This window comes from Stanieria cyanosphaera PCC 7437 (genome assembly GCF_000317575.1).
Classification (GTDB): Bacteria; Cyanobacteriota; Cyanobacteriia; order Cyanobacteriales; family Xenococcaceae; genus Stanieria; species Stanieria cyanosphaera.
The window spans coordinates 3,804,926-3,828,148 of record NC_019748.1; the positions used below are offsets into that span (position 1 = coordinate 3,804,926).

Consider the following 23,223-nt stretch of genomic DNA (forward strand, 5'->3'; position numbering starts at 1 on the left):
ACAGCTTTTCTAGATTATTCAATCTTTTACTCTATGACTGCTTTAACAGAAATTACTCCTCTGATTAAAAATTCCGAACGTTTAGAAACTCGCCTCAAAGAAATCCCGACTGAACCTGGAGTCTATTTCATGCGCGATCGCCAAGGTGATATTCTTTATATTGGTAAGTCTAAAAAACTGCGGGCGCGAGTTCGTTCTTATTTCCGCGATACTAATCGATTAAGTGACCGCATTAAAATGATGGTGCGTCAGATCGTTGAAATTGAGTTTATCGTTACCGATACTGAAGCGGAAGCCTTAGCTTTAGAAGCCAATCTCGTCAAACAACATCAACCTTACTACAACGTACTACTAAAAGACGATAAAAAATATCCCTACGTTTGTATCACTTGGTCAGAAGAGTATCCTCGGATTTTTATTACCCGTAAAAGAAAATTAAACAAACCAGAAGACCGCTATTATGGCCCCTATGTAGATACTCGTTTATTACGTTTCACTCTTCATATTATCAAACGCACTTTTCCCTTACGTCAGCGTCCCAAACCTTTATTTAAAGATCGTCCTTGCCTCAATTACGATTTAGGGCGTTGTCCTGGTGTTTGTCAAAGTTTAATTACGCCTCAAGAGTATCGTCAAACGATGCAAAAAGTAGCGATGATTTTCCAAGGCAGAACGGATGAATTAGTTAAAATGCTGCAAGGACAGATGGAAAAAGCTGCTGAGGAGTTAAATTTTGAACAAGCAGGCAAATTCCGCGACCAAATTAAAGCTTTATACGCTCTCAATGCCGATCAAAAAGTCTCCTTACCCGATGATACCATTTCTCGTGACGCGATCGCTCTAACTAGTAACAATCAACATTGCTGTATTCAATTATTTCAAATTCGGGCTGGTAGATTAGTAGGAAGGTTAGGATTCTTTGCTGAAGCACAATCTGCTACACCAGGGGCTATTTTACAACGAGTGTTAGAAGAACACTATGCAACTGTAGACTCGGTAGAAATTCCCAGCGAAATTTTATTGCAGCATGAACTACCCGAAGCAGAAATTTTAAGCGAATGGTTAACCCAACAAAAAGGGCGCAAAGTCAATTTAGTTGTTCCCCAAAGACAAACCAAAGCTGAATTGATTGAAATGGTCGAACGTAATGCCCAATACGAATTAGAACGAACTCAAAAAAATAGCGATCGCAATGAACAAGCGTTACAAGACTTAGCTACTATCTTAGATTTACCAGAACTTCCTAAACGCATCGAAGGTTACGATATTTCTCATATTCAGGGTTCTAATGCCGTTGCTTCTCAAGTAGTCTTTATCGATGGAGTCGCAGCTAAACAACACTATCGCCACTATAAAATCAAAAATCCTACGGTTACCATTGGTCATTCTGACGACTTTGCTAGTATGGCGGAAGTAATTCGTCGTCGTTTTCGTAAATATGCAGTCGATGATAATTTAATTTCTACATCTGCCCAAAATGAAGACTTTCCCGATTTAGTCATGATTGATGGTGGCAAAGGACAACTATCTGCTGTCGTAGCTGTTTTACAAGAATTAAACTTATTAGAAGTAGTCAAAGTTGTCAGCTTAGCCAAAAAAAGAGAAGAGATTTTTTTACCAGGAGAATCTGAACCATTAACTACTAATGCTGAACAACCAGGAGTTCAATTATTACGCAGAGTTCGTGATGAATCCCATCGATTTGCTGTTAGTTTTCATCGTCAACAAAGACTACAAAAAACAACGCGATCGCGTTTAGAAGAAATTCCTGGTTTAGGTTTCCACAGACAAAAACAGTTACTTGCTCATTTTCATTCGGTTGATTATATTCGCGAAGCTTCCCCTAAGCAATTAACAGAAGTCCCTGGTATTGGTAACAGTTTGGCACAGGAAATTTACAACTATTTTCATCCTAATTAAATAAAAACTTTTTGACAGATAAACTAATCTTACAAATCAGAAACAAAAGCAAAAAAAAAATTAGCTCTTTAATTTGTGATTGTCATTAATCATTAATCATCAACCTTACTCTGAATTTTAGTAGAAATTTGGATAGGATCATTTGTGAGCCAAAATGGAAAAATCTTTAATTTAATAATGACCAAGGCAACCAATCAAACCGAACCTCTCAAAATTGCCATTGTAGGAGATGTTCACGATCAATGGGAAGCAGCAGATGAACAAGCGTTACAACATCTTGGTGTAGATTTAGTTTTATTTGTAGGCGATTTTGGCAATGAATCTATTGAGATAGTCAGACAAATTGCTGCCATTAATATTCCTAAAGCAGTTATTTTAGGTAATCACGATTGTTGGTACACTGCTTCCCCTTGGGGAAGAGCCAAAGCACCTTATGATAGAAGTAAAGAAAACCGAGTTCAACAACAGCTAGACTTATTAGGAGAAACTCATGTCGGTTTTGCTAAACTCGATTTACCTCAATTCCAATTATCAATAGTTGGTAGTCGTCCCTTTAGTTGGGGTGGAGGGGAATGGAAAAACAAAGACTTTTATCGCGATCGCTATCAAGTTAAGAATTTCGCTGAGTCAACTACTCGCATTGTAGCAGCAGCCCAAGCTACAGCTTACGATACTGTCATAATGATTGGTCATAATGGACCAACTGGATTAGGAGATTTACCAGAAGATATGTGTGGAAGAGATTGGCAACCTCTTGGTGGCGATCATGGCGATCCTGATTTTACTGATGCCATTGAGAAAATCCGAATGATGGGTAAATCAATTCCTCTAGTTACCTTTGGACACATGCATCATCGTCTACGCCATCGCAAAGACCGTGTACGAACTATTATTAATGAAAGTCCTGAAGGAACTATTTATTTGAATTCTGCTTGTGTACCTCGAATTAAACACACAGACAATGATTCCTACAGAAGTTTTTCTCTTGTGCATTTGCAGCATCATCAAGTAACTCAAGCTTCTTTAATTTGGGTGGATCAAACTTTTAAAGTAATTAGTGAAGAAATTATTTTTTAAAAAATTCCATCTTCTATTAACTTAAACTGTGTATTCATTTTTGCTATTATATTAGGACTGTACCTGGAGAGGTGGCAGAGTGGTCGATCGCGCTCGACTTGAAATCGAGTGAACCGAAAGGTTCCGTGGGTTCAAATCCCACCCTCTCCGTTGTTTGAGCGTCGCTAGGGGTGTGACTTTAACCCACATAATCCTTGATTCACTCTCTATCATTCCCTCAAAATTCCCTCAATTACCTTTACTCTACTCCTACCTAAAAACTCAAATCAAGCTACTTCATCAACTCTTTAAATTTATGTCTAATCTGTAAAGCTGGGGGATTATACAGCCATTGGGTAATTTTGTCAAATCCGACGGATCATACTCATACTACCTGAAGGATTTAACCCACCTAAAATCGCATTCCAGATTCAATACAGCAAGCTTTACAGAATCGATACAACTTCAGTATCGCTAACTTTATATAGTAAAAATGACCATAATCTAGAACATAGACTGGTCATTATGTCAAGTAGGGTAAGTAGAATTTTTTTAGGGTATTTTTTTAGCAGAACTTATTTCTATGTTTTGCTTTAATTTATCGGCATTTCCTCTGGTTGACAGCCATTGATAGCTTGTAACTAATCCTTCGTATCCTTTTTGCAATAACTCATCTATGCTTGGCAATCTACCTAATCTCTTGGATGTTCCTGAATAGTATAAATTTAATCCAAAAAGATTCATTGCATCCTGAGCATACTGCTTCTTTAAATGATCTGATGGAACTACAGCTAATAAAAAGTCCCAACCAAAAGCCGTTTTTAGAGAATCATAAATGTAAACAGCCTCTGCTGTTTTACCTGCGGAAACACAGGCTTCCAAAAGATAATTCTTTTTTGCTTTTGTTTGATAATCACGAAGACATCTTTTTTGCCACTTTCTGGCGACAAATAGGTTAATCATTGGTGTTGTAATTTTTGTAAAATTTTTAAGATAGATCGTCCGAGCTACGAATGTATCTCGACTTTCTCAAGATTGTATCTCATTAGTATCTCAAAAAAATGGCAAAAACCAATAAAGATAAAACCGTCTCTATTCGTCTTTCAGAGTTAATGCTTGAAGCGTTGGATGCACGTGCCTTTCTTGAGGATAAAGATAGAACTCAAGTAATTAGAGAAGCGATTAAGAAATATTTAGATTTACCAGAGGAATCTGTTGAGGATAAGCTACAAGTTTTAGAAAAAAAACAGAATTCGCTTAATCAAATAATTGATCGACTTCATAATCAGCTTAAAAATGAGTCGAAAAGAACCGATTCTATTGAGATTCGTGTAGAGGAGTTGAGAGAAATAATGTCTGTGTTTATAGAAAAGTCTAAATAGAATCATTATGTACTTGTGGCAGGTTTATGATTCTATTTTGTACTCAAGGCAAGGTTATCAGTTAAATATATCAGAATTTTTTAATAGACTTGTTGCGTAAAAAGTGGTTTTTAGAGAAGTAAATGGCAAGATTATGGGTAAAGTTATGGCAAAGTTATGGGTAAAGTCACATCCCAATCCAAATTAGGTACGACTATAAAGGTCGAAGTCATTACACTAGCTTACACTGGCCGTCAGGACATAAATCTTCTAATTCAATTGGTACGGGTGCAACATTCCAAATATCTCGACAATATTCTTTGATAGCACGATCGCTGGAAAATTTACCCATTCTGGCAACGTTGAGAATAGACATTTTTGTCCAATTAGCGCGATCGCGGAATGCTTGACTAACTTTTTTCTGACAGTCTATGTAAGATTGATAATCAGCAAAGAGTAAATAAGGATCGTAATTGAGTAAAGATTCAGTCAAAGGTTTAAATAATTCGGTATCGCCGTGAGAGAAAAAGCCAGAATTAATTAAGTCAATGGCAGCTTTTAATTGAGGATTAGAGTTGTAATAATCACGAGGATTGTAACCCTTAGTTTTTAATTGCTGTACTTCGGCAGCAGTTAAACCAAATAGAAAAAAGTTTTCTGCACCTACTTCTTCTCGTATTTCTACATTCGCACCATCAAGAGTACCAATCGTTAAAGCACCATTAAGGGAGAATTTCATATTACCTGTTCCCGAAGCTTCCTTACCTGCCGTAGAAATTTGTTCGGATAGATCGGCAGCAGGATAAATTGGTTGAGCGTTGGTAACATTGTAGTCAGGGAAGAAAACTACTTTCATGCGATCGCAAATATCAGGATCTTGATTAACGATTTCTCCAACCGAATTAATCAATTTAATCATCAACTTTGCCATCCAATATCCAGGCGCAGCTTTACCTCCAAAGATAAACGTACGAGGAATGACATCAAGATTAGGATTTTGTTTGAGGCAATTATAAAGCGTAATAATGTGTAAAGCGTTGAGATGTTGACGCTTGTATTCGTGAATGCGTTTAGCTTGGATATCAAAGAGGGAATTGGGATTAACAATAATTCCTGTGCGTTGACGAATGCGAATCGCTAAATCTTGTTTAACTTCTTGTTTAATTTGTTGCCATTGTTGACAAAAAGCAGAATCGTCGACAAATTGTTCTAATTTTCTTAATTCATCTAAATTTTTAATCCAGCTATCGCCAATTTTGCTACAAATTAGTTTGGTAAGTCTGGGATTACTCAATACCATCCAGCGACGGGGAGTTACACCATTGGTTTTATTACTAAACTTTTCAGGAAATAACTGATAAAAATCTTTTAAAACGGTTTGTTGTAACAAGTGCGTATGTAACTCAGCTACTCCATTAATCGCATGACTTCCGACACAAGCTAAATGTGCCATGCGGACATATCTTGCTCCAGTTTCATCAATTAAAGAAAGTCGCGCTAGTTTATCATTATCTTGGGGATATTTTATTCTCACGCGGTCAAGAAAACGACGATTTATTTCATAAATAATTTCTAGATGTCTAGGCAGAAGACGATTAAATAGCTCTAAAGACCATTTTTCTAATGCTTCTGGTAAGAGAGTATGATTAGTATAACCAAAACTCTTTTCAGTAATTGACCAAGCTTGTTCCCAGTCCATAAAACGTTCATCAATCAATAAGCGCATTAATTCTGCGATCGCAATAGCTGGATGGGTATCATTGAGTTGAATAGCAAACTTGCCATCAAAGGTATCTAAACTATTACCTGTCGACAAATGAAGACGAATCATATCTTGCAGGGAACAGGAAACAAAGAAATACTGTTGTTCTAAACGTAATTGTTTACCTTGCAGTTGTTCGTCATTGGGATAGAGAACTTTAGTAATGTTTTCCGAATAAATCTTTTCATTGACTGCGCCATAATAATTACCAATATTGAAAGTCTGAAAATTGAACGATTCAATTGCTTCTGCTTTCCATAATCTTAAAGTATTAGCAGTATTAACCTGATAACCAACAATCGGAGTATCATAAGGAATGCCTTTAATTACTCTGTCAGGAAGCCAACGAACTCGATAATTACCGTCACGATCTACATAAGTTTCTGTATGTCCACCCAAATTTACTTGTACACTATACTCAGGACGGGCAATTTCCCAAGGATTGCCGTATTGTAACCATTTATCTGTAATTTCTACTTGCCAACCATCACGGATTTCTTGGTCAAAAATCCCAAATTCATAGCGAATTCCATACCCAATTGCTGGAATTTCTAGAGTTGCCATCGAATCGAGATAACAAGCTGCTAATCTTCCTAAACCGCCATTACCTAAACCTGGTTCCTCTTCTTGGTCGACTAATTCTTGAAAATCTAATCCTAATTCTTCTACAGCTTGACGTATTCTTGATTCTATCCCTAAATTAATTAAATTATTATTTAAATGAGGGCCCATTAGAAATTCTGCTGATAAATAACAGACTACTTTTACCTCTTGTTTTAAATAAGTTTGAACTGTATTAAGCCAGTGATGCACCAAGCGATCGCGAACAGTATAAGCTAATGCTAAATAATAATCATTTTTACTAGCAATAGTAGGAAATTTCCCCTGATTATAAAAAAGATTATCCGCGATCGCTCTTTTCAAGGTAGTAATACTCAATCCAGTGCGATCGTCTTCTACAACTATCGAGATTTTTTCTGAGGGGATTAACGAAGCCATAAAATTCCTCTGAATTTAACTTAGGTAGATCAAAATTACAACTGAGTTAAACGTTATGGAAGATAGAATTAAGAGCTATGTAGTTGGTAATTGCTGCAATTAATTATGTTTAACTCTGCTTTAACAATTCAATAGTTAAATTTTAAACAAAGTCTTTTGAAAGTACTTGATCACAAAATGATAATTACTTTCAAAGTTAAATTATTTTGCTCAAATTTTTCTTTTTAATAGATTTTTTTTAAGATTTGCTACCAGTTATGCTCACTATAACAAAGTGCGGGCGGGCCTAATGCACCTTCAGTTAACGAACGTGGTTTATAATTAAAAATTTTAACTTCTCTGTAGTTTAGATGAAATAACTTTGATTAAGAATTTTGATAGTTCCGTTAATTATGTAAATTATGTAGCGAAATTTTTTGTTAGATCTTTAAAAAAGTGTTCAAATTAAGTTGAATATGAATAGTGTTTCAGTTAGATTATTCAAGTAATGCTATAAACTCTTCCTGAGTCAGTTCAGCATCACGAATAATTTTGCGTAATAAACCTTTTCCAATAGTTTTACCACGATGAATAGGGATAGTTACTACTCGTCCATCAATATGTTTCATTCTAATATGACTTCCTTTCTGTCTAATTTTTTGAAAACCTACTTTTTCAAGAACACGAATAACAGCATCACCTGTTAAAGCTGGTAATTTTGGCATTAAACCACTAATTTTTGAACGCCTACAAACTCCGACATAATATCATTGTCTTCATCTTCTAAACAGAGTTCAACAACTTCTTTCATATTGAGCATTAACTCATCAATTGTTTTTCCTTGACTATAACAGCCTTTCAATTGAGGTACTTCTCCAACGTAATATCCATCTTCGTCTCTTTCAATAATTACGTAAAATTCTCGCTTGCTCATACTCATAATTAAATCTTTCTAGTTTTAAGAGTTAAAAATTGCCGTTTTATCAAAAACTTTTCCTGTGCTATCGATCGCTTTAATTTTAATTACTTTTTCGTAAACTTCAAACCCCACAAAACTTAATATATCAGCAGAAAAAGCAGTCCAATCAGAACGACTTACAGGGCGAGTACCAGCCCCTGCACCACAAACAATATAAGTTGTTCCTTGAATATTTTTGCTGCGTTCGTAATTATGATCGTGACCACAAATATAAAGTTGAACTTGATAACGAGAAAATAAAGGTGTTAATCGATCATTTAAAAATTGAGAACCACCATGTAATCCTGAAGAATAAACTGGATGATGTCCATAGACAATTTTCCAACGAGATTGAGAACGAGCAAGATTTTCTTCTAACCAAGTTAATTGTTCATCCCAAGGTGCATTATCGTTAGTATCTAGGGCAAAAAATTGAACTGAATCTTGTGTAAAGGTGTAATAACGCCCTTGCATATTATAGTCTTGATAACGAAGTTCATCTTCTCCATTATTAGTAATAATATCGTGATTACCTAACACAGCCTGGAAGCGCACACCTTGTTTTAATAAACTTTGATAAGGTTGTTCAAAAACAGCCTTAACTTTGTCAATTTCTCCCCCTGGATAAATATTATCTCCTGCTAAAAGTACCAAGGGAAAAGCATTTTGTTGCCAATAACAATTCATTGCTTGGGCGACTGCATATTGTCCTTTATTACCCATACCTACATCTGCTAGGGAAACAAAACGAAATCGCGGTTTAATTCTGCTAGTTTCTGTTTGAGGACAAGTTGCTGCTACAATTTGCTTTTGATTGATGAATTTACGGTCAATTAAAGCTAGTCCAAATCCGCTTAAACCACCAAGAATCAGAAAATCACGCCGTTTCAACGATTATTCTCCCAAAATTAGTAAAGAATTTCTGGTCAGATTTTAAACCGCAACAGAAGCAGAAAAATCTAAATTATTCAAGCATATCGAAAAAAGAATCATCAAGATCGTACCCTAAAATTTGTGCCATTGATTTGAGACGAAATCTACTAGAAATTCCTCTTTGTTTTAACCATTCTGCGATCGCAAAAATTTTCTGCATCACAAAGATTTCTAAAGCTTCAGGATTATAAATAATACCTTCGCCACGACTAAATTGATGCGGAACTAACATGGCACTATAACGTGCTAATTCTCCTGTTTTCCAATCCAATAAATAAGGTAACCAAGGATAAGCAGTATCTAACCGAATAAACCACAATCTAATTTCTGGAATTTCTGAGAATTCCCGCGGATCGCTTTCCTCTCGTTGATAATTAATCTTAAACTGTAATTTTTGTTCGTAATCAGTAATTTTTTGGTCTTCAGGTAAGGAATTAATAATTTTATTAGCAGGAGTTAAATCTAAACTATCGATACTGTTATTATTTAATTCAATTATTAAAGTCATAAAATTATTGAAAACTTAGAGTAGAATTAACCAAATAAGCTCGGGTAGACATTTGTACCCCTTTTAAGCTAAAGTGGTAATGAGTATGTATTAGTTTAGCAGTGTGAGAGCCTCAACTATGAACTATCAAGAGGCAACTATTAAGCCGATTCGTTCTTTGACAGATGCCCTAGATCGTTGTCAACAGTTAGGAATGCGGGTTAGTCGTCAACGCCGTTATATCCTGGAATTACTCTGGGAAAAACAACAACATCTTTCCGCTAGAGAAATTTACGATCTGTTAAACCAACAGGGGAAAGAAATCGGTCACACGTCAGTTTATCAAAACTTAGAAGCATTATCTAGCCAAGGGATTATTGAATGTTTAGAAAAGTCTGATGGCAGACTATATGGTAACATTAGCGATTCTCATAGTCATATCAACTGTCTTGATACCAATCAGATTATCGATGTCAATGTAGAATTACCAAAAGATTTACTTGAACAGATTGAAAAACAAACTGGCGTAAAAATAACTGATTATCGAATTGATTTCTACGGTTATAAAAACTAAGTGACTACTGAACATGAAAAAAAGCCTGTAGGTACGTAAGATACTACGTTTCTACAGAATTAAATTATGTTTTATCTTAATGTTTGAATTTTTTGCTCAAGACAAGGTTTTTAATATTGACATACCGATATTACCGTCGATAGGTATTGTCTAATTCTTCAATTTGATTTTCAATTGTTCGTTTTTGTTCTTCTAGAACTTCTCTTCTTCTTTGATATTGCCAGTAGTTGTCGTCCGAGCGATCGCTTCTATTAGATCTATCGTAATTATTATCGTCTTCGTCATAACCATCTTCTCTTCTTTCGTAATCTTCTCTTCTCATTTGTTCGAGATCTTCTTCGTCTTGATCCTCATCACCAACATTTTCTCTTTCATAAATTGATTGATAAGGTTTACCTTTTGCCAACTTAATGGTGTTGGGAGTGAATTTGAGTGGTGTATGTTGCGTCGAGCTAGCTGTTTGCTCGAACCCAATTGGTTGTGATTGCATCAAGGCAGTCGATAAAACTGAAAAACTTTTAATATATAAGCTGATTAAATTTAAACCAATAATTTCTAACATTGAGTACACCCTTAAACAATTATTCTAAACTGCTTCGCTGAGTTTATCGGTTTTGTTGCTTTTTCCGTTTTCTCGGCTTGAAACTGTAGACTAATAATTCTTTTAATTGTTTCAAACCGTTTTGCGATCGCTTGATAAACTTTTTAACGAATATTTCCAATAAATTATTTAGTATTTTAGTTAATTAAAAGTAAAGAATAAATTTTTGTTTTTAATTAAAAATATTTTTTGACAATATTCATGATTTATGGAAAATCTAGTTTTGAAATTACAAAAAAAATCAATTTAACATCTGTCAATTGATATAAATTTTTCATATTTCTAGAATCTATCTAAAGTTAGAAAATTATTTTTTTTATAGAAATAAAAGCCATTTTTGAGTTGTTAAAAGTATAGATTTGATAAGATAAAACCAGAGAAGCAAGCCAAAAGTATACTTAATTTGTTAGTTTTGTTTAACAATCAAACAAGATTTTAGAAAGCAAAGTATTGATGCAAAAAATAAATTTCTCTACTTTTCAATTGATTGAAATAGCTCATTAATTCAATCGAAAACAAAATTAGTTGAATAAAGCTTGTTAATTTAATCTCTTCAATTTTGATTTTTGTAAGAAGTTGTCACCTGCGTTCGACGCATAGACTTGTAAACCCTGTCAATAGGTAAAAATAAGATGTCTCAAGAATTAGAAGGAAAAAATATTGCTATTTTAGTTGCTGATGGCTTTGAACAAGTAGAAATGACTGAGCCTCGACAAGCATTTAAAAATGCTGGAGCAAACACTCATCTCATTTCACCTGTCGACGAACAAGTAGAAGGTTGGAATCATTTTGATAAAGGCGATCGCTTTCAAGTTGATGTGCCTCTCGATCAAGCTGATCCTAATAATTATGATGCACTGTTACTACCTGGTGGAGTAGCTAATCCCGATCAATTACGGACTAATCAAACCGCAGTTAAATTTATCAAATCTTTTTTTGATGCAGGTAAACCTGTAGCAGCTATTTGTCATGGGCCCTGGACTCTAATTGAAGCAGATGTTGTCAAGGGACATAAAATAACTTCTTGGCCTTCTTTAAAAACAGACCTCAAAAATGCAGGTGCTAATTGGGTGGATGAAGAGGTAGTAGTAGACGGCAATTTGGTTAGCAGTCGCAAACCAGATGATATTCCTGCCTTTATTCAAGCTGCGATCGCTCTGGCTTCAGGCAAATCGGCTTAAGTTTTGGTTTTGATTGCAATTTACCTCCGACAAAAGACAGAGTATCAATAATTAGTTTTTTTGTATATCTGTCACTTTTAATAGATAAATTCTTAAGACATTCTCTTCAGGATAAATGTAGGAAGTTGAGGATTGAGAAAAAAAAAATAGCTCGCTCGTTGAGCATCAATCTCAATCCCAATTCTTCAGACAACAATCAGAGGTATGTTATGAGTTCTACCAAAAATGTAGCAGCAGAGAAAGTCTATTATCTTCATTCGCTTGAGATAGACGAACAGTTAGCTATTCTTTGGTATGTTTATCGGGATTTGATTAAAGAAGGTATCACTCCCGAAGCCGAACGTCCTAACGAGAATTTAGAAGAATCCGATAGTTTGATTCACAAAATTAAGCAAATGTCTCCCGAAGAGCAACTACAAATACAGCGTGACTTCATCATTGGGAAAAATAGAGCAGAATTTCAAACTTATCAACAATATTCTTCCAATCAAAAACTCTTTTTCTGGTATCGGCTAGCACAAGAGATGGAAAAAGCTGCTGTAGTTCGAGTACCAGATGATTATAGGTTGTCTCCCGACGGACAACAACTATTGAATTCGGTCAAACAATTATCTTTTACCAATCAACTAGTTTTTCTGCGAGATGTAGTTGGGCTTAGTGCTGCTGAAAATAGTTAAGCGACACATCCCTACACAAAGTAATTTTTCACTTGGAGGGTAATTTTATGGTTTCATCACAAAAATCGGGTAATTCTAACGATCAACAACCCGATCAATGGCAAAAAGATTTAAATCCTAATCCGATGGCTGGTCAAAATATTGGGGTCGAAGCCAACGAAATTGACCGCTACGATCAAACGGCTGAAGATTTAAAAGAACTGCACGATCGCTTGGATCAATTTACCAACGCTGAGTTAAAACAAATTCCAATTTTAAAAACTGGAACTCGTCTCAAACAAGGTGCTGTATATATCGATCTTAACGACCCTTCTCGTCAAGAATTTACAGCCATGGGAGACATGAGTGCTGAAAAAGATAACCTTTTTGTACCTAAAAGCGAAGTTGGTTATATGCTTTGGAATCGGTTGATTGGAGTAGAAAATCCTGAGCGGTTGGATCAATCAAGTTAGTTTGATTAATTGAGAGCATTTTCTGAAGCTAAAACTTTCCTATTTTGACTTTAATTTCTTGGGTTTAAACCTAGGATTTTGAAAGTAATTAAAAAACTAAGTTAATCAATAGCGATCGCTGTTGATTTTTTTTTGACTCATTTCAAATTAATCAGAACTTGGTTTAGTAAATAGAGAACTAAAAAACCAAGCTACTCCAGCAATAAACATAATCAGTAGCAAAGGAGCAAAACCAGCAAAAGGAGCAAAGATTAGAGTTAATAGCAACCCAAAAATAATAATTCTTGTCCAAAAATTGTTCATCGTTTTATATCAATACTTTTGGTTAAAGCCAAGCTATCAAATTAAAACCAAAGAGATCGCCTATCGTTAGATAGTTATCACAATCTTGCTTAAACAAAAAATCTGAAAATTCATTTTTAACACTTGTCTATCTACAGAATGAGGAAAAGTTGACATAGTTATTCTTCAATCTAGATAGTCAGTTGCAATAGCTCAAACGATCGCGAACGCGCCGAGTGAGGACTCGAAAAGCGTCGAAGACTAGCTGAGATCGCTTTTTCACAAAGTTAAATCAAACTTCTTTGATAACTGCCAATAATATTCAATCAACTATCTAAATATGGAACAAGCGAGCCAACCTCAATCAACCTCAAATGTCCAGCAGGATGTTGAAAATCAATCACAATGGGCAACTACCGTTATTAACAGTCATTTAGTACTTAAAGCTCTCAAGCCTTATTCTCTAAGAGCGGTTTTTAGTCAAGCTGAGCCATCTAGTCTCAAAAATCAAACAACTTCCAATCCAGTTGAACAGCTAGGACAAGCAATTGGACTTGAACGCAATATTCAAGTAGAAAAAACAGTCACGATTGGTAAATCAGTTGCAGAACTCTATGATTATTGGCGCAATTTAGCTAATTTACCCAAATTTATGGCTCATTTACGCTCGATTATCGTAAAAGATGAATATAATTCTCATTGGGTAGCTAATGCCCCCTTAAATACTACCGTAGAGTGGGATGCTCAAATTATTAAGGACGAACCTTATCGTCTGATAGCTTGGACTTCCGTTGAAGGTGCAAATATCGATAACTGTGGCTTCGTTCGCTTTCAACCTGCCACAGGAAAAAGAGGAACAGAAGTCAAAGTAGTGCTGGAATATAACCCACCAGGAGGCGTAATTGGTAGTGCGATCGCTAAGTTATTTGGCGAAGAACCTCAACAGCAAATTGGAGATGAACTAAATCGCCTAAAACAGTTGATGGAAACTGGCGAAATCACTACTACAAAAGGTCAATCAAAAGGAGGATGACAAGAATTCTTGAAAATTAAATAAATAGATAGTGGAAGTATTAGCAAGTTTTTAGAGGTAAATATGTCCTTATTGTCAAAAATCAATTTTCGTCGAATTTTAGTTGTCTTTTTAGTTCAAATTACTTTATTTTTAGGTTTAGCTTTAGGTTCGGGAAATAACAATCAAGCCTTTGCTGAAGTGATCAATCGTAAAGCTGCCGAGGCTCAAGTAAATGACCAAATAGATGAAGCTCAATACGAATCAGCGAAAGCTAGCCGAAGAGAAGAACAAGCTAAAAGATCGGAACAAGCTGCTCAAGATACTGAGAATGAAACTATTGCAGAAAAGCTAAATTTGGAAGAATTAAACCCAGAAAATGACGCTAATCCTTTGCCTTCATTAAAATAAAAGGCAAACAACCAAGCTCATCTGCAAATCGTTGCTATAAGACGAGATTAGTTGGTTATCTTCTAATTGATTGGGCTTGGGATAAAATTTGCCTAAATTTTTTAATTATTAATACTTAAACTAAAAAACAAACATTAGTTATTAGCAAATTAAACAACTATATAGCGGTTCTCAGATTAATGAGATACAGTTCATTTTCCTGGTTGAGCGTTGATAGTTGAAACCTACGGTAGTGCGCTTCGCTTATGTTAATGGTTGATTATTCATCCCTCATAATTAGTAATTAGTAATTAGTAATTAGTAATTAGTAATTAGTAATTACTAATTACTAATGGTGTACCTCACCAAAAGCGAGAAAGGCTATAGCAGTCTTTAATTATTCGTTAAACAATCATACAAAAACAATATTTGTTAACATTGATAATCATCTTTTAAGAGTTTACGATTAAGATAGAATTGCTATATTTTGTTAATCTGAGAAGGCAGTCAGTTCTTGCTATTTCAAGTAGTGAGAAATGGATGCATACACTACAGTTTATAGCAATCGTATTTGATTTGTGAAGATGAGTTCTCGTCGAAGGGTAGAAGTAAAAAGTAAAAAGTAGAAGTTAAGTTAATCGTTTTTTCATGAATGATTTAGGAGTGCTATAGCAATAATTTGAATTTGAGCTTTCTCTTTATCTTTTTATTATTCATTTTTTAAATAAAAAAATACTTATAACTTTTGAATGATGAAGCTACCTGCAAAAAAGCAAACAATAAAGTTAAGTTGATAGCACTTTAAAACAACAATATGGCTACTTACAAACGTGCAGTTGGTTTGTTTTATAGTCGTGATGAAGCAGAAGCTGCTCTTCGCGCCCTTAAAAATGACGGCTTTAATATGAAGCGAGTCAACCTGATTGCACGAGATGCAAACCAAGTAACTGAAAACACAGACTTGAACTATAACGAAGGCAATAATGCCGATGAAGGTGCAAGCACAGGTGCAAGTACCGGGGCAGTCTTAGGTGGTCTTGGTGGTTTATTAGTAGGTTTGGGTACGTTAGCTATTCCTGGTGTTGGTCCAATTCTTGTAGCTGGAGAAGTAGCTACTGCACTTGCTACTACTTTAGCTGGTGCGGGTATTGGTGCTGCTGCTGGTGGCATTATTGGCGGTTTGGTTGGTTTAGGCATTCCTGACGAAAAAGCCAAAATTTATAGCGATCGCGTTGCTGGTGGTAGTTATCTTCTGATGATCGATGGTTCTGAAAATGATGTTTACCGCGCTGAAAGAATTTTAAGAAATAGAGGTATTGAAGAGTTTGGCATTTATGATGCTTCCGATCTTACTAACATTAATAGAAAGACAACTGTAAATATTCACCGTTCAGTTGCTACAGAACCAATTATGAGAGAACCTGCTCGGGAAATGAGTGTTCCAGACCAAGATCCTGATGTAACTATCGTTAGAAAATTTGAAGAGTTACCCTAATCTTTTTATTTAAAATATAAATCTATTTGGATATTTATTAAAAATAACGAGCCAAATTTAAGCAGAAAATTGTACTTCACCTAATTCAATATTTCTTTAAAAATGCTTCAATTTCAGATTAATTATTAATACCAAACTCAATTTTGAATCTTTCATAAATCAAAGGAAAAATGATGAAAGCAGTTTGTTGGTACGGACGACACGATGTACGAGTAAAATCCGTACCAGACCCCAAAATTCTTAATCCTCGTGATGCCATCATCAAAATTACTTCTACTGCTATCTGCGGTTCGGACTTACATCTGTACGAAGGGAATATCCCTACGATGGAGTCAGGAGATATTTTAGGTCACGAATTTATGGGGGAAGTGGTAGAAGTAGGCCAAGGAGTCAAAAATTTAAACATAGGAGATCGCGTTGTCGTACCTTTTACTATTTCTTGTGGCGGTTGTTTCTTCTGTAAGCGTGATTTATGGTCTTTATGTGATAACTCCAACCCTAACGCCTGGATGGCAGAAAAGTTTTACGGACATTCTCCTTCAGGTTTGTTTGGTTATTCTCATCTCTTGGGTGGTTATGCTGGTGGACAAGCAGAATATGCCCGTGTTCCTTATGCAGATGTAGGACCACTAAAAATTCCTGATGGTTTAAGCGACGAACAAGTGTTATTTTTAACCGATATTTTTCCTACAGGTTATATGGCAGCCGAAAATGCTGATATTGAACCAGGAGATACAGTAGCTGTCTGGGGTTGTGGTCCTGTGGGACAGTTTGCTATTCAAAGTGCCTATATGTTGGGGGCAGAAAGAGTCATTGCAATTGACCGCGTTCCCGAACGGTTAAAAATGGCAAAAGAACAAGGTAAAGCTGAAATTATCAACTACGAAGAAGTCGATGCAGGAGAAGCCCTCAAAGAAATGACTGGTGGTAGAGGCCCAGATCGATGTATTGATGCAGTGGGAATGGAAGCACACGGTACAGATGCTATGGCAATGTACGACAAAGTGGCACAAGCCGTCAAATTAGAAACAGGAAGACCTACAGCCTTAAGACAAGCGATCGTTGCCTGTCGTAAAGGTGGTACTGTATCGATTCCTGGAGTTTATGGTGGTTTTGTTGATAAAGTGCCATTGGGTGCAGTTGTTAATAAAGCTTTAACTTTGCGGTCTGGTCAAACCCATGTTCATAAATATTTGCGACCTCTTTTAGAACGCATTCAAAATGGCGAAATCGATCCATCTTTTGTAATTTCCCATCGCCTGAATTTAGATGATGCGCCGAAAGCCTATGAAATTTTCCGCAATAAACAAGATAACTGCACCAAAGTAGTTCTCAAACCATAACAGCAAAGGCGGTCTCGGCTAGTCTTCAGCCCAGCGAAGCTGTCGGCAAAAAATGTCTTAATCAAAAAGAGAAAAACTTATAGAATTGGTACTTAATTGTTAAGCTTTTCCCTTGTCTGATCATTGGTTCGGGCAAGGGAATCAACAACTGCAAAAATAAGGCATTTGGTGCTGATTTAACTCTTCTGATAGATTCATCCTTTTACTGACTTCTTTTAGGATCGTGGAAACGTCTTAAAAAAAAATTCTTCATGCAAACTTACGATGTTGTTATTATTGGAGCAGGTCACAACGGTTTAGTCTGTGCTTCTTATCTGCTTAAAGAAGGTTATAGCGTCCTGTTGTTGGAAAAACGCTCAATTCCTGGCGGTGGTGCGACAACGGAAGAAGCAATGCCCGAAGAAGCTCCAGGTTTTAAATTCAATCTCTGCGCAATTGACCACGAATTTATTCACCTAGGCCCTGTGGTCGAAGAATTAGAACTAACTAAGTATGGTTTGGAATATCTCTATTGCGACCCCGTTACCTTTTGTCCTCATCCCGATGGTAAATATTTTTTAGCTCATAAATCTGTAGAAAAAACTTGTGCTGAAATCGCTCGCTTCAATCAAAGAGATGCCCAAAAGTATGGAGAATTTATTGATTTTTGGCAACGACTAACTAAAGGAATTACTCCCGTTTTTAACGCTCCACCTAAATCAATTGTTGATATTGCTGGTAACTACGGACTGAAAAACATCCAAGATCTTTTATCTACCCTTGGTGGCGTTGATAAGACTTTAGATCTAGTCCGTACTATGCTTACCTCGCCCAAAGATAGCCTAGAATACTGGTTTGATTCGGAATTTCTCCGCGCTCCTTTAGCTAGACTCGCTTCCGAATTTGGTGCGCCTCCCTCCCAAAAAACCATTGGTATTGGTTCAATGATGATGTCAATGCGTCACCATCCAGGTATGGCAAGACCTCGTGGCGGAACAGGTGCATTAACTCAAGCTTTGTTAAACTTAGTTAAAGACAAAGGAGGCGTAGTTTTATGCGATCGCTCTGTTGAATCAGTTTTAATTGATAATAACGGTAAAGTTGAAGGTGTTAGAGTAGCTGGAGGCGAAGAATATCGCGCGAATAAAGCTGTCATCTCAAATATTGATGCCAAAAGATTGTTCTTGCAAATGCTACCCGACACAGCAGCACCTGAGCTACACGAACGACTTAAACGGCGAATCGTCAACAATAACGAAACTATTCTCAAAATCGACTGCGCTTTATCCGAAGCACCACGTTTTGAACGATTTGACCACAAAGACGAATACTTAGTTGGTTCAGTCTTAATTGCCGACTCGGTAGACCACGTTGAAGAAGCTCATGCTTTACCCACAATGGGCAAGATTCCCGACGAAAATCCTTCAATGTATCTCGATGTACCGACAGTATTAGACCCCAGTATGGCACCAGAAGGCAAACATACCTTGTGGATCGAGTTCTTTGCTCCCTATCAAATTGCAGGGAAAGAAGGAACTGGTTTGAAGGGAACGGGTTGGACTGATGAATTGAAAAATAAAGTAGCCGACCGAGTTATTGATAAATTAGCCGACTACGCTCCCAATGTGAAAAATTCGATTATTGCTCGTCGCGTCGAAAGTCCTGCTGAATTAGGTGAACGTCTTGGTGCGTATAAAGGTAACTACTATCACATTGATATGACTCTCGACCAGATGGTGTTTTTGCGGCCTTTACCAGAAATTGCTAATTATAAAACCCCCATTGAAGGATTGTATTTAACTGGGGCTGGTACTCATCCAGGTGGTTCAATTTCAGGAATGCCAGGACGTAATTGCGCCCGTATTTTTTTAAATGAACAAAATCCCGTCGGGCAAAAGATCAAAGAAGTTGGCAATACGATTAAGTCGGCGATTGAAAATATCACTAAATCTTAGTTGTTTTATCCTAATTGATTCAAGACTATTGAGAGGAGAATTCAATGCAAAATATCAACGTTAATCAAGAATCAGATTCAGATAATCAAGTTCCTTATCCCAATCTTCCACCTTTGATTGAAAGCAGACAAACTGAATATGTTGGTAGTGGAGTGACTAGTTCAGTATCAATTGCAGGACATCCCATCCATCCAGTTATAGTTATTTTCCCGGTAGCTTTTTTGAGTGGTGCTGCTGGTGCTGATATTGGTTATTGGCTGAGTGAAGACTTTTTCTGGGCGCGTGCTGCCTTTTGGTTGATTGGTATTGGTGGATTATCAGGTATTCTGGCTGCTTTAATTGGTATTTTTGATTTTGTTCGAGTTCCTAGAGTGCGTAAGCGTACTGCTGGCTGGGCGCATATGTTGATCAATGTGGCAGCTTTGATCCTAACTTTTGTAAACTTTGGCTTGCGCTTAGGTAATCCTGTGATCAATGTTATTCCGACTGGAATTATTATTTCTTTAATAGTAGCTACTTTACTTGCCGTTGGCGGTTGGTACGGTGGAGAGTTGACTTTTCGTCATAAAGTCGGCGTAATTGGTGCAGAGCATTCTTCATAGGTTTTGTAGAGAAAATACTAACCACCTATTTAGGTTTATTGTTGACGGGTAAGGCTGTGCCTTGCCCCTACGGATAACTGATGAAAACTGATTTAAATCGTCGTCCCCTAATTATCGCGGGGATTTTACTTGGTATCGGTCAAGGTGGATTTTTTGATGGCATTGTCTTTCACCAGCTTTTGCAGTGGCATCATATGTTTACTAACATCGAAACAAGTCAAACCGTTGCTGGTTTAGAATTAAATACGATTGGAGATGGATTATTTCATGTTTTTGATTGGTTGATGACGATCGCAGGAATTGTTGCCCTGTGGTTAGCTGGAAAAAGAGATGATGTGCCTTGGTCAACTTCTACTTTGATTGGTTCTATTCTGATTGGGGCTGGTATGTTTAATGTAGTTGAAGGCATCATCGATCATCATATTTTGCAAATACATCACGTCAAACCAGGAATTAATCAATTAGCTTGGGATTTGGGTTTTATTGCAGTTGGTCTTGTAGTTGCTGTTATTGGTTGGTTGATTCAAAAACAGCCCCTTGAGGTAGAAAATTAATTTTTAAGCAATTAAGTCAACTGTTCTGCCATTAGCGTGTTGAGCGACCAACGAAGCATCCAAAGCAGAAATTACTCCATCTCGATTAATATCTACGATCGCATTAGGATCGGTTAAAGGATAAGCATCTAAACCTGTATCAAGACCAACAGCTAAACGAGAGATCAAGGTAGCATCTAAACCACTGTAGGTTTTATTGCCACTACTGTCTCCTAAATAAGCAACTTGAGCAACTGCACTATCTCCAATTACATCAACTTTATCGTGATTAAGGCTAACCGAAGTCAACTCCAATAAACTAGACTTACCATAAACAGCAGTTGGTTTGATGTGTGCTTTGAGAAAAACTAAATCGACTTCACCCTTGGTTAGAGGAGTAGTTCCTTCAATAGAGATGGATGCTTTACCAGGATTACTCAGATTTTTGCTAATTATCTGCCAATTATCGGGTAAATCGGGATTAACTAACAAATCAGTCACACCGAGAATATCAGCATTGTAAGTTAAAGTAAAATCTACTTGAGTAATTGCCGAACCATTATCTAAGCTAACTGCCCAACCCTGATTAGGATTAGTTCCAGAAAGCTCAATCGGATGTCCTGGTGCGCGACTAAAATCTGCTAAGGATAAAACTCTTTTGTTTTGATTGGCAACCTTGAATTTTTGTACTACATTTCCGCCCGATTGACCATCTAAATTTCCGTCTAACCATTCTTTTTGTAAGTTAATAAAACTATCGGCTCGACTAGCAAGAGTTAAAGTATAGTCATCTGGAGTTAGAATGCCACCCGTTTTAACAAAGGTAAGAGTATTATTCTTATTATTCCAAATCAGTGAACCTTTTATAGTTTTTCCAGTAGTATTACTAACCAAACTCAGATCTGGTAAATCTTTTGTACTATCTTGCCCATCGTAGAGATTTAAACTCTTTAGATCGATCGCTTGATTAAACTTAACCACAAATCCAGAATTATTATAGTTAAAGGCACTAACTCGCAAAGGACGATTAATTTCAAAATTAGCTGCTTTTAGAGCAGCATTATGATAAATATTAATTACATTACCTGAAGAGAGAACAAGTTCAGAATAGAATCCTCCATTGGTAGTAGGAATAGTTTTTGTAATTGCTTTAAGAATTTCTTCGGGAGTATTAAAACCAAAATCACTAGAGATTGCAATAATATCCTCAGCGACAGTAAAATCATTAATCGTATCTTTCCCACTCTTGAGATCAAATTTAAAGCGATCGCTTCCTGACTTTCCGTCTAAAGCATCATCACCTTCTCCACCAATTAAAATGTCATTACCATTTCCTCCTGATAAATAATCATTACCTTCATTACCAAACAAAGTATCATTCCCGTCATCGCCAAACAGATTATCATTACCTGCATTTCCCCGAATGTGGTCTTGTTGTGCGCCTCCTTGTAATTCGTCGTCACCATGATCGCCTGATAAAGTATCATTACCATCTTGACCAAAAAGAAAATCATTCCCGTCTCCTCCAGAGAGAGAATCATTTCCTACCCCTCCTTGGAGTTGATCATTGCCTTTTTCACCAAAGAGTGAGTCTTCTCCAACTTCACCAAAGATCAAATCATTACCATCGCCACCGAAGAGAGTATCATTACCTGCATTTCCCTGAATAGTATCGTTACCACCCAACCCACTCCATTTGTCGGCAATAATTGAGCCAAAAATCGTTTCGGAACCATTAGTAGCGAGGGATGGTGTTGTTCCTTGAGTAGTAAAACCTTCAATTTGGTAACCAATATCTGCCAACAAAGCTAAATCTATTGGTGTTGGTAAATTGCGTCCTCGATTATTAAAAGGATCTAATAAAACAGTATTTTGATTAAAGCCTTCTTTAACATGAGCTAAATCGGATTCTAAAGGAATGGGATTACCTTTATTAACAGCTAACGCATTAACTCCATCAAATTTTCCGTCTCCACCAATTTTATTAAAAATAGCAGAAGTTCCAAATCCCAAAATATGACCAATTTCATGAAGCGCAACGGAAATAAAATCTATTTTTTGAGTATTAGGATTATTAAAACTAAAATCCCAGTCAATTGTATTATTAAAAGTAACTATTCCTGCCCATGGTTCAAAATTGCTAACAGCACCTTTACCGCGGAAATTATTACTAATTCTTCTTTGAAAAATATCTCCTTGTAGATCAAAACCATCTACTTTTGCTTCACCCAAACTTCCTACGGTAGTTAACTGCTTAGATTGATTGCCAAAATTATTTGTACCAACAAAGATTAAAAGATCGTCAATTTCTTGTGTTAAAACAATTTTTTCAGAATTTCCTTTTGTCGGATTAGTTATAGTAAATTCAACACCAACAGGAATAGTTTCAAAATCATCTTTCAACAAAGATGACCAAATTGCTCCAGCTTTTTCTAAAGCAGCTTTTTTTTGAGCATTATTAAAAAAACCTTCCGTATCAAAACGGTAATCAAATTTAATTTTCATAGCAACAAGCTTATGCCAACAATTATCTCTGAGATATCTTTTATTGTTCCCATTTGGGTTCATAAATTATCTTGAATGAAGCTTTGATTGTTGACTTTTAAGCTGAGTATATTTGATCAAACAAGCCTAATTAAAAAAATTGCTCACAAATTTGGTTAATTTTGAAGAGTTAAAACTAATAAATTAA

The 23,223-nt window shown here is 36.2% G+C and carries 23 protein-coding genes and 1 tRNA gene; 15 read left to right on the top strand and 9 right to left on the bottom strand.

All coding sequences use genetic code 11. The features are described 5' to 3' along the window. Positions 1-33: 33 nt before the first annotated feature. The 3 genes from uvrC (at position 34) to STA7437_RS16505 (ending at position 3,147) form a co-directional block, all read left to right on the top strand. Positions 34-1,920, top strand: coding sequence for an excinuclease ABC subunit UvrC (gene uvrC, locus STA7437_RS16495; RefSeq protein WP_015194528.1), 1,887 nt, complete (start codon positions 34-36; stop codon positions 1,918-1,920). A gap of 177 nt (positions 1,921-2,097) precedes the next feature. Beyond that, the gene (locus STA7437_RS16500) at positions 2,098-2,997 is read left to right on the top strand and encodes a TIGR04168 family protein (RefSeq protein ID WP_041619499.1); all 900 of its coding nucleotides are present in this window, start codon (positions 2,098-2,100) and stop codon (positions 2,995-2,997) included. A gap of 65 nt (positions 2,998-3,062) precedes the next feature. Next, positions 3,063-3,147 (top strand) — tRNA-Ser (locus tag STA7437_RS16505). Between the two features lie 381 nt (positions 3,148-3,528). On the opposite strand, the gene STA7437_RS16510 is transcribed toward STA7437_RS16505, so the two are convergent. Continuing rightward, entirely contained in the window at positions 3,529-3,939 is a 411-nt protein-coding gene (locus STA7437_RS16510) for a hypothetical protein (protein WP_015194530.1), read from the bottom strand. Between the two features lie 98 nt (positions 3,940-4,037). On the opposite strand from STA7437_RS16510, the gene STA7437_RS16515 reads away from it, so the two are divergent. Further along, on the top strand, positions 4,038-4,358 hold the full coding sequence (locus tag STA7437_RS16515; protein WP_015194531.1) for a ribbon-helix-helix protein, CopG family: 321 nt from the start codon (positions 4,038-4,040) through the stop codon (positions 4,356-4,358). A 211-nt stretch (positions 4,359-4,569) separates the two neighbouring features. Here STA7437_RS16515 and STA7437_RS16520 read toward each other — a convergent pair whose 3' ends face one another. The 5 genes from STA7437_RS16520 to STA7437_RS16540 form a co-directional block, all read right to left on the bottom strand. Further along, positions 4,570-7,098, bottom strand: coding sequence for a glycogen/starch/alpha-glucan phosphorylase (locus STA7437_RS16520; RefSeq protein WP_015194532.1), 2,529 nt, complete (start codon positions 7,096-7,098; stop codon positions 4,570-4,572). A gap of 476 nt (positions 7,099-7,574) precedes the next feature. Next, complete coding sequence (locus STA7437_RS16525) at positions 7,575-7,802, bottom strand: type II toxin-antitoxin system HicA family toxin (RefSeq protein ID WP_015194533.1); 228 nt, start codon at positions 7,800-7,802, stop codon at positions 7,575-7,577. Continuing rightward, positions 7,802-8,017 carry a type II toxin-antitoxin system HicB family antitoxin gene (locus STA7437_RS16530; RefSeq protein ID WP_015194534.1) on the bottom strand — a complete coding sequence of 72 codons (216 nt, stop codon included), beginning with the start codon at positions 8,015-8,017 and terminating at the stop codon, positions 7,802-7,804. Before STA7437_RS16530 ends, STA7437_RS16525 begins: the two co-directional genes overlap by 1 nt. Positions 8,018-8,035: 18 nt before the next feature. Continuing rightward, a complete protein-coding gene (locus tag STA7437_RS16535; protein ID WP_015194535.1) occupies positions 8,036-8,926 on the bottom strand; it encodes a metallophosphoesterase in 891 nt (296 codons plus the stop codon). Between the two features lie 73 nt (positions 8,927-8,999). Beyond that, complete coding sequence (locus STA7437_RS16540; protein WP_015194536.1) at positions 9,000-9,476, bottom strand: CRR6 family NdhI maturation factor; 477 nt, start codon at positions 9,474-9,476, stop codon at positions 9,000-9,002. Between the two features lie 118 nt (positions 9,477-9,594). Between STA7437_RS16540 and STA7437_RS16545 the strand changes: the two genes are divergently transcribed. Then, the gene (locus tag STA7437_RS16545) at positions 9,595-10,029 is read left to right on the top strand and encodes a Fur family transcriptional regulator (RefSeq protein ID WP_015194537.1); all 435 of its coding nucleotides are present in this window, start codon (positions 9,595-9,597) and stop codon (positions 10,027-10,029) included. Between the two features lie 130 nt (positions 10,030-10,159). On the opposite strand, the gene STA7437_RS16550 is transcribed toward STA7437_RS16545, so the two are convergent. Beyond that, on the bottom strand, positions 10,160-10,591 hold the full coding sequence (locus STA7437_RS16550) for a hypothetical protein (RefSeq protein ID WP_015194538.1): 432 nt from the start codon (positions 10,589-10,591) through the stop codon (positions 10,160-10,162). A gap of 671 nt (positions 10,592-11,262) precedes the next feature. Between STA7437_RS16550 and STA7437_RS16555 the strand changes: the two genes are divergently transcribed. The 3 genes from STA7437_RS16555 to STA7437_RS16565 all read left to right on the top strand — a co-directional run bounded on the left by STA7437_RS16555 (position 11,263) and on the right by STA7437_RS16565 (position 12,940). After that, complete coding sequence (locus STA7437_RS16555; RefSeq protein WP_015194539.1) at positions 11,263-11,811, top strand: type 1 glutamine amidotransferase domain-containing protein; 549 nt, start codon at positions 11,263-11,265, stop codon at positions 11,809-11,811. 209 nt (positions 11,812-12,020) lie between these two features. After that, complete coding sequence (locus STA7437_RS16560) at positions 12,021-12,488, top strand: orange carotenoid protein N-terminal domain-containing protein (RefSeq protein WP_015194540.1); 468 nt, start codon at positions 12,021-12,023, stop codon at positions 12,486-12,488. 47 nt (positions 12,489-12,535) lie between these two features. Next, positions 12,536-12,940 (top strand): hypothetical protein, encoded by a 405-nt coding sequence (locus STA7437_RS16565; RefSeq protein ID WP_015194541.1) that lies wholly within the window; start codon positions 12,536-12,538, stop codon positions 12,938-12,940. Positions 12,941-13,087: 147 nt separating this feature from the next. Here STA7437_RS16565 and STA7437_RS26630 read toward each other — a convergent pair whose 3' ends face one another. After that, positions 13,088-13,243 carry a hypothetical protein gene (locus tag STA7437_RS26630; protein WP_015194542.1) on the bottom strand — a complete coding sequence of 52 codons (156 nt, stop codon included), beginning with the start codon at positions 13,241-13,243 and terminating at the stop codon, positions 13,088-13,090. 319 nt (positions 13,244-13,562) lie between these two features. Between STA7437_RS26630 and STA7437_RS16570 the strand changes: the two genes are divergently transcribed. The 7 genes from STA7437_RS16570 to STA7437_RS16600 all read left to right on the top strand — a co-directional run bounded on the left by STA7437_RS16570 (position 13,563) and on the right by STA7437_RS16600 (position 20,552). Further along, the gene (locus STA7437_RS16570) at positions 13,563-14,255 is read left to right on the top strand and encodes an SRPBCC family protein (protein WP_015194543.1); all 693 of its coding nucleotides are present in this window, start codon (positions 13,563-13,565) and stop codon (positions 14,253-14,255) included. A gap of 63 nt (positions 14,256-14,318) precedes the next feature. Next, positions 14,319-14,645, top strand: coding sequence for a hypothetical protein (locus STA7437_RS16575; RefSeq protein ID WP_015194544.1), 327 nt, complete (start codon positions 14,319-14,321; stop codon positions 14,643-14,645). Between the two features lie 793 nt (positions 14,646-15,438). Further along, positions 15,439-16,119 (top strand): general stress protein, encoded by a 681-nt coding sequence (locus STA7437_RS16580; RefSeq protein WP_015194545.1) that lies wholly within the window; start codon positions 15,439-15,441, stop codon positions 16,117-16,119. A gap of 173 nt (positions 16,120-16,292) precedes the next feature. Further along, a complete protein-coding gene (locus tag STA7437_RS16585; protein ID WP_015194546.1) occupies positions 16,293-17,462 on the top strand; it encodes a zinc-dependent alcohol dehydrogenase in 1,170 nt (389 codons plus the stop codon). 251 nt (positions 17,463-17,713) lie between these two features. Then, positions 17,714-19,396: a beta-carotene ketolase CrtO gene (gene crtO / locus STA7437_RS16590; protein ID WP_015194547.1), complete on the top strand. Its 1,683-nt coding sequence runs from the start codon at positions 17,714-17,716 to the stop codon at positions 19,394-19,396. Between the two features lie 44 nt (positions 19,397-19,440). Next, positions 19,441-19,998, top strand: coding sequence for a DUF2231 domain-containing protein (locus STA7437_RS16595; protein WP_015194548.1), 558 nt, complete (start codon positions 19,441-19,443; stop codon positions 19,996-19,998). A gap of 80 nt (positions 19,999-20,078) precedes the next feature. After that, on the top strand, positions 20,079-20,552 hold the full coding sequence (locus STA7437_RS16600) for a DUF2243 domain-containing protein (RefSeq protein WP_015194549.1): 474 nt from the start codon (positions 20,079-20,081) through the stop codon (positions 20,550-20,552). A 3-nt stretch (positions 20,553-20,555) separates the two neighbouring features. On the opposite strand, the gene STA7437_RS24995 is transcribed toward STA7437_RS16600, so the two are convergent. Beyond that, positions 20,556-23,036, bottom strand: a complete 2,481-nt coding sequence (locus STA7437_RS24995) for a TetR/AcrR family transcriptional regulator (protein WP_015194550.1) — start codon at positions 23,034-23,036, stop codon at positions 20,556-20,558. Between the last annotated feature and the right edge of the window lie 187 nt (positions 23,037-23,223).

What these genes read in the sequence shown, in the direction of transcription:
- uvrC (WP_015194528.1), top strand. Translation starts at nt 34, where the DNA reads ATGACTGCTTTAACAGAAATTACTCCTCTGATTAAAAATTCCGAACGT.
- STA7437_RS16500 (WP_041619499.1), top strand. Translation starts at nt 2,098, where the DNA reads ATGACCAAGGCAACCAATCAAACCGAACCTCTCAAAATTGCCATTGTA.
- STA7437_RS16510 (WP_015194530.1), bottom strand. Translation starts at nt 3,939, where the DNA reads ATGATTAACCTATTTGTCGCCAGAAAGTGGCAAAAAAGATGTCTTCGT.
- STA7437_RS16515 (WP_015194531.1), top strand. Translation starts at nt 4,038, where the DNA reads ATGGCAAAAACCAATAAAGATAAAACCGTCTCTATTCGTCTTTCAGAG.
- STA7437_RS16520 (WP_015194532.1), bottom strand. Translation starts at nt 7,098, where the DNA reads ATGGCTTCGTTAATCCCCTCAGAAAAAATCTCGATAGTTGTAGAAGAC.
- STA7437_RS16525 (WP_015194533.1), bottom strand. Translation starts at nt 7,802, where the DNA reads ATGCCAAAATTACCAGCTTTAACAGGTGATGCTGTTATTCGTGTTCTT.
- STA7437_RS16530 (WP_015194534.1), bottom strand. Translation starts at nt 8,017, where the DNA reads ATGAGTATGAGCAAGCGAGAATTTTACGTAATTATTGAAAGAGACGAA.
- STA7437_RS16540 (WP_015194536.1), bottom strand. Translation starts at nt 9,476, where the DNA reads ATGACTTTAATAATTGAATTAAATAATAACAGTATCGATAGTTTAGAT.
- STA7437_RS16545 (WP_015194537.1), top strand. Translation starts at nt 9,595, where the DNA reads ATGAACTATCAAGAGGCAACTATTAAGCCGATTCGTTCTTTGACAGAT.
- STA7437_RS16550 (WP_015194538.1), bottom strand. Translation starts at nt 10,591, where the DNA reads ATGTTAGAAATTATTGGTTTAAATTTAATCAGCTTATATATTAAAAGT.
- STA7437_RS16555 (WP_015194539.1), top strand. Translation starts at nt 11,263, where the DNA reads ATGTCTCAAGAATTAGAAGGAAAAAATATTGCTATTTTAGTTGCTGAT.
- STA7437_RS16560 (WP_015194540.1), top strand. Translation starts at nt 12,021, where the DNA reads ATGAGTTCTACCAAAAATGTAGCAGCAGAGAAAGTCTATTATCTTCAT.
- STA7437_RS16565 (WP_015194541.1), top strand. Translation starts at nt 12,536, where the DNA reads ATGGTTTCATCACAAAAATCGGGTAATTCTAACGATCAACAACCCGAT.
- STA7437_RS26630 (WP_015194542.1), bottom strand. Translation starts at nt 13,243, where the DNA reads ATGAACAATTTTTGGACAAGAATTATTATTTTTGGGTTGCTATTAACT.
- STA7437_RS16570 (WP_015194543.1), top strand. Translation starts at nt 13,563, where the DNA reads ATGGAACAAGCGAGCCAACCTCAATCAACCTCAAATGTCCAGCAGGAT.
- STA7437_RS16575 (WP_015194544.1), top strand. Translation starts at nt 14,319, where the DNA reads ATGTCCTTATTGTCAAAAATCAATTTTCGTCGAATTTTAGTTGTCTTT.
- STA7437_RS16580 (WP_015194545.1), top strand. Translation starts at nt 15,439, where the DNA reads ATGGCTACTTACAAACGTGCAGTTGGTTTGTTTTATAGTCGTGATGAA.
- STA7437_RS16585 (WP_015194546.1), top strand. Translation starts at nt 16,293, where the DNA reads ATGAAAGCAGTTTGTTGGTACGGACGACACGATGTACGAGTAAAATCC.
- crtO (WP_015194547.1), top strand. Translation starts at nt 17,714, where the DNA reads ATGCAAACTTACGATGTTGTTATTATTGGAGCAGGTCACAACGGTTTA.
- STA7437_RS16595 (WP_015194548.1), top strand. Translation starts at nt 19,441, where the DNA reads ATGCAAAATATCAACGTTAATCAAGAATCAGATTCAGATAATCAAGTT.
- STA7437_RS16600 (WP_015194549.1), top strand. Translation starts at nt 20,079, where the DNA reads ATGAAAACTGATTTAAATCGTCGTCCCCTAATTATCGCGGGGATTTTA.
- STA7437_RS24995 (WP_015194550.1), bottom strand. Translation starts at nt 23,036, where the DNA reads ATGAAAATTAAATTTGATTACCGTTTTGATACGGAAGGTTTTTTTAAT.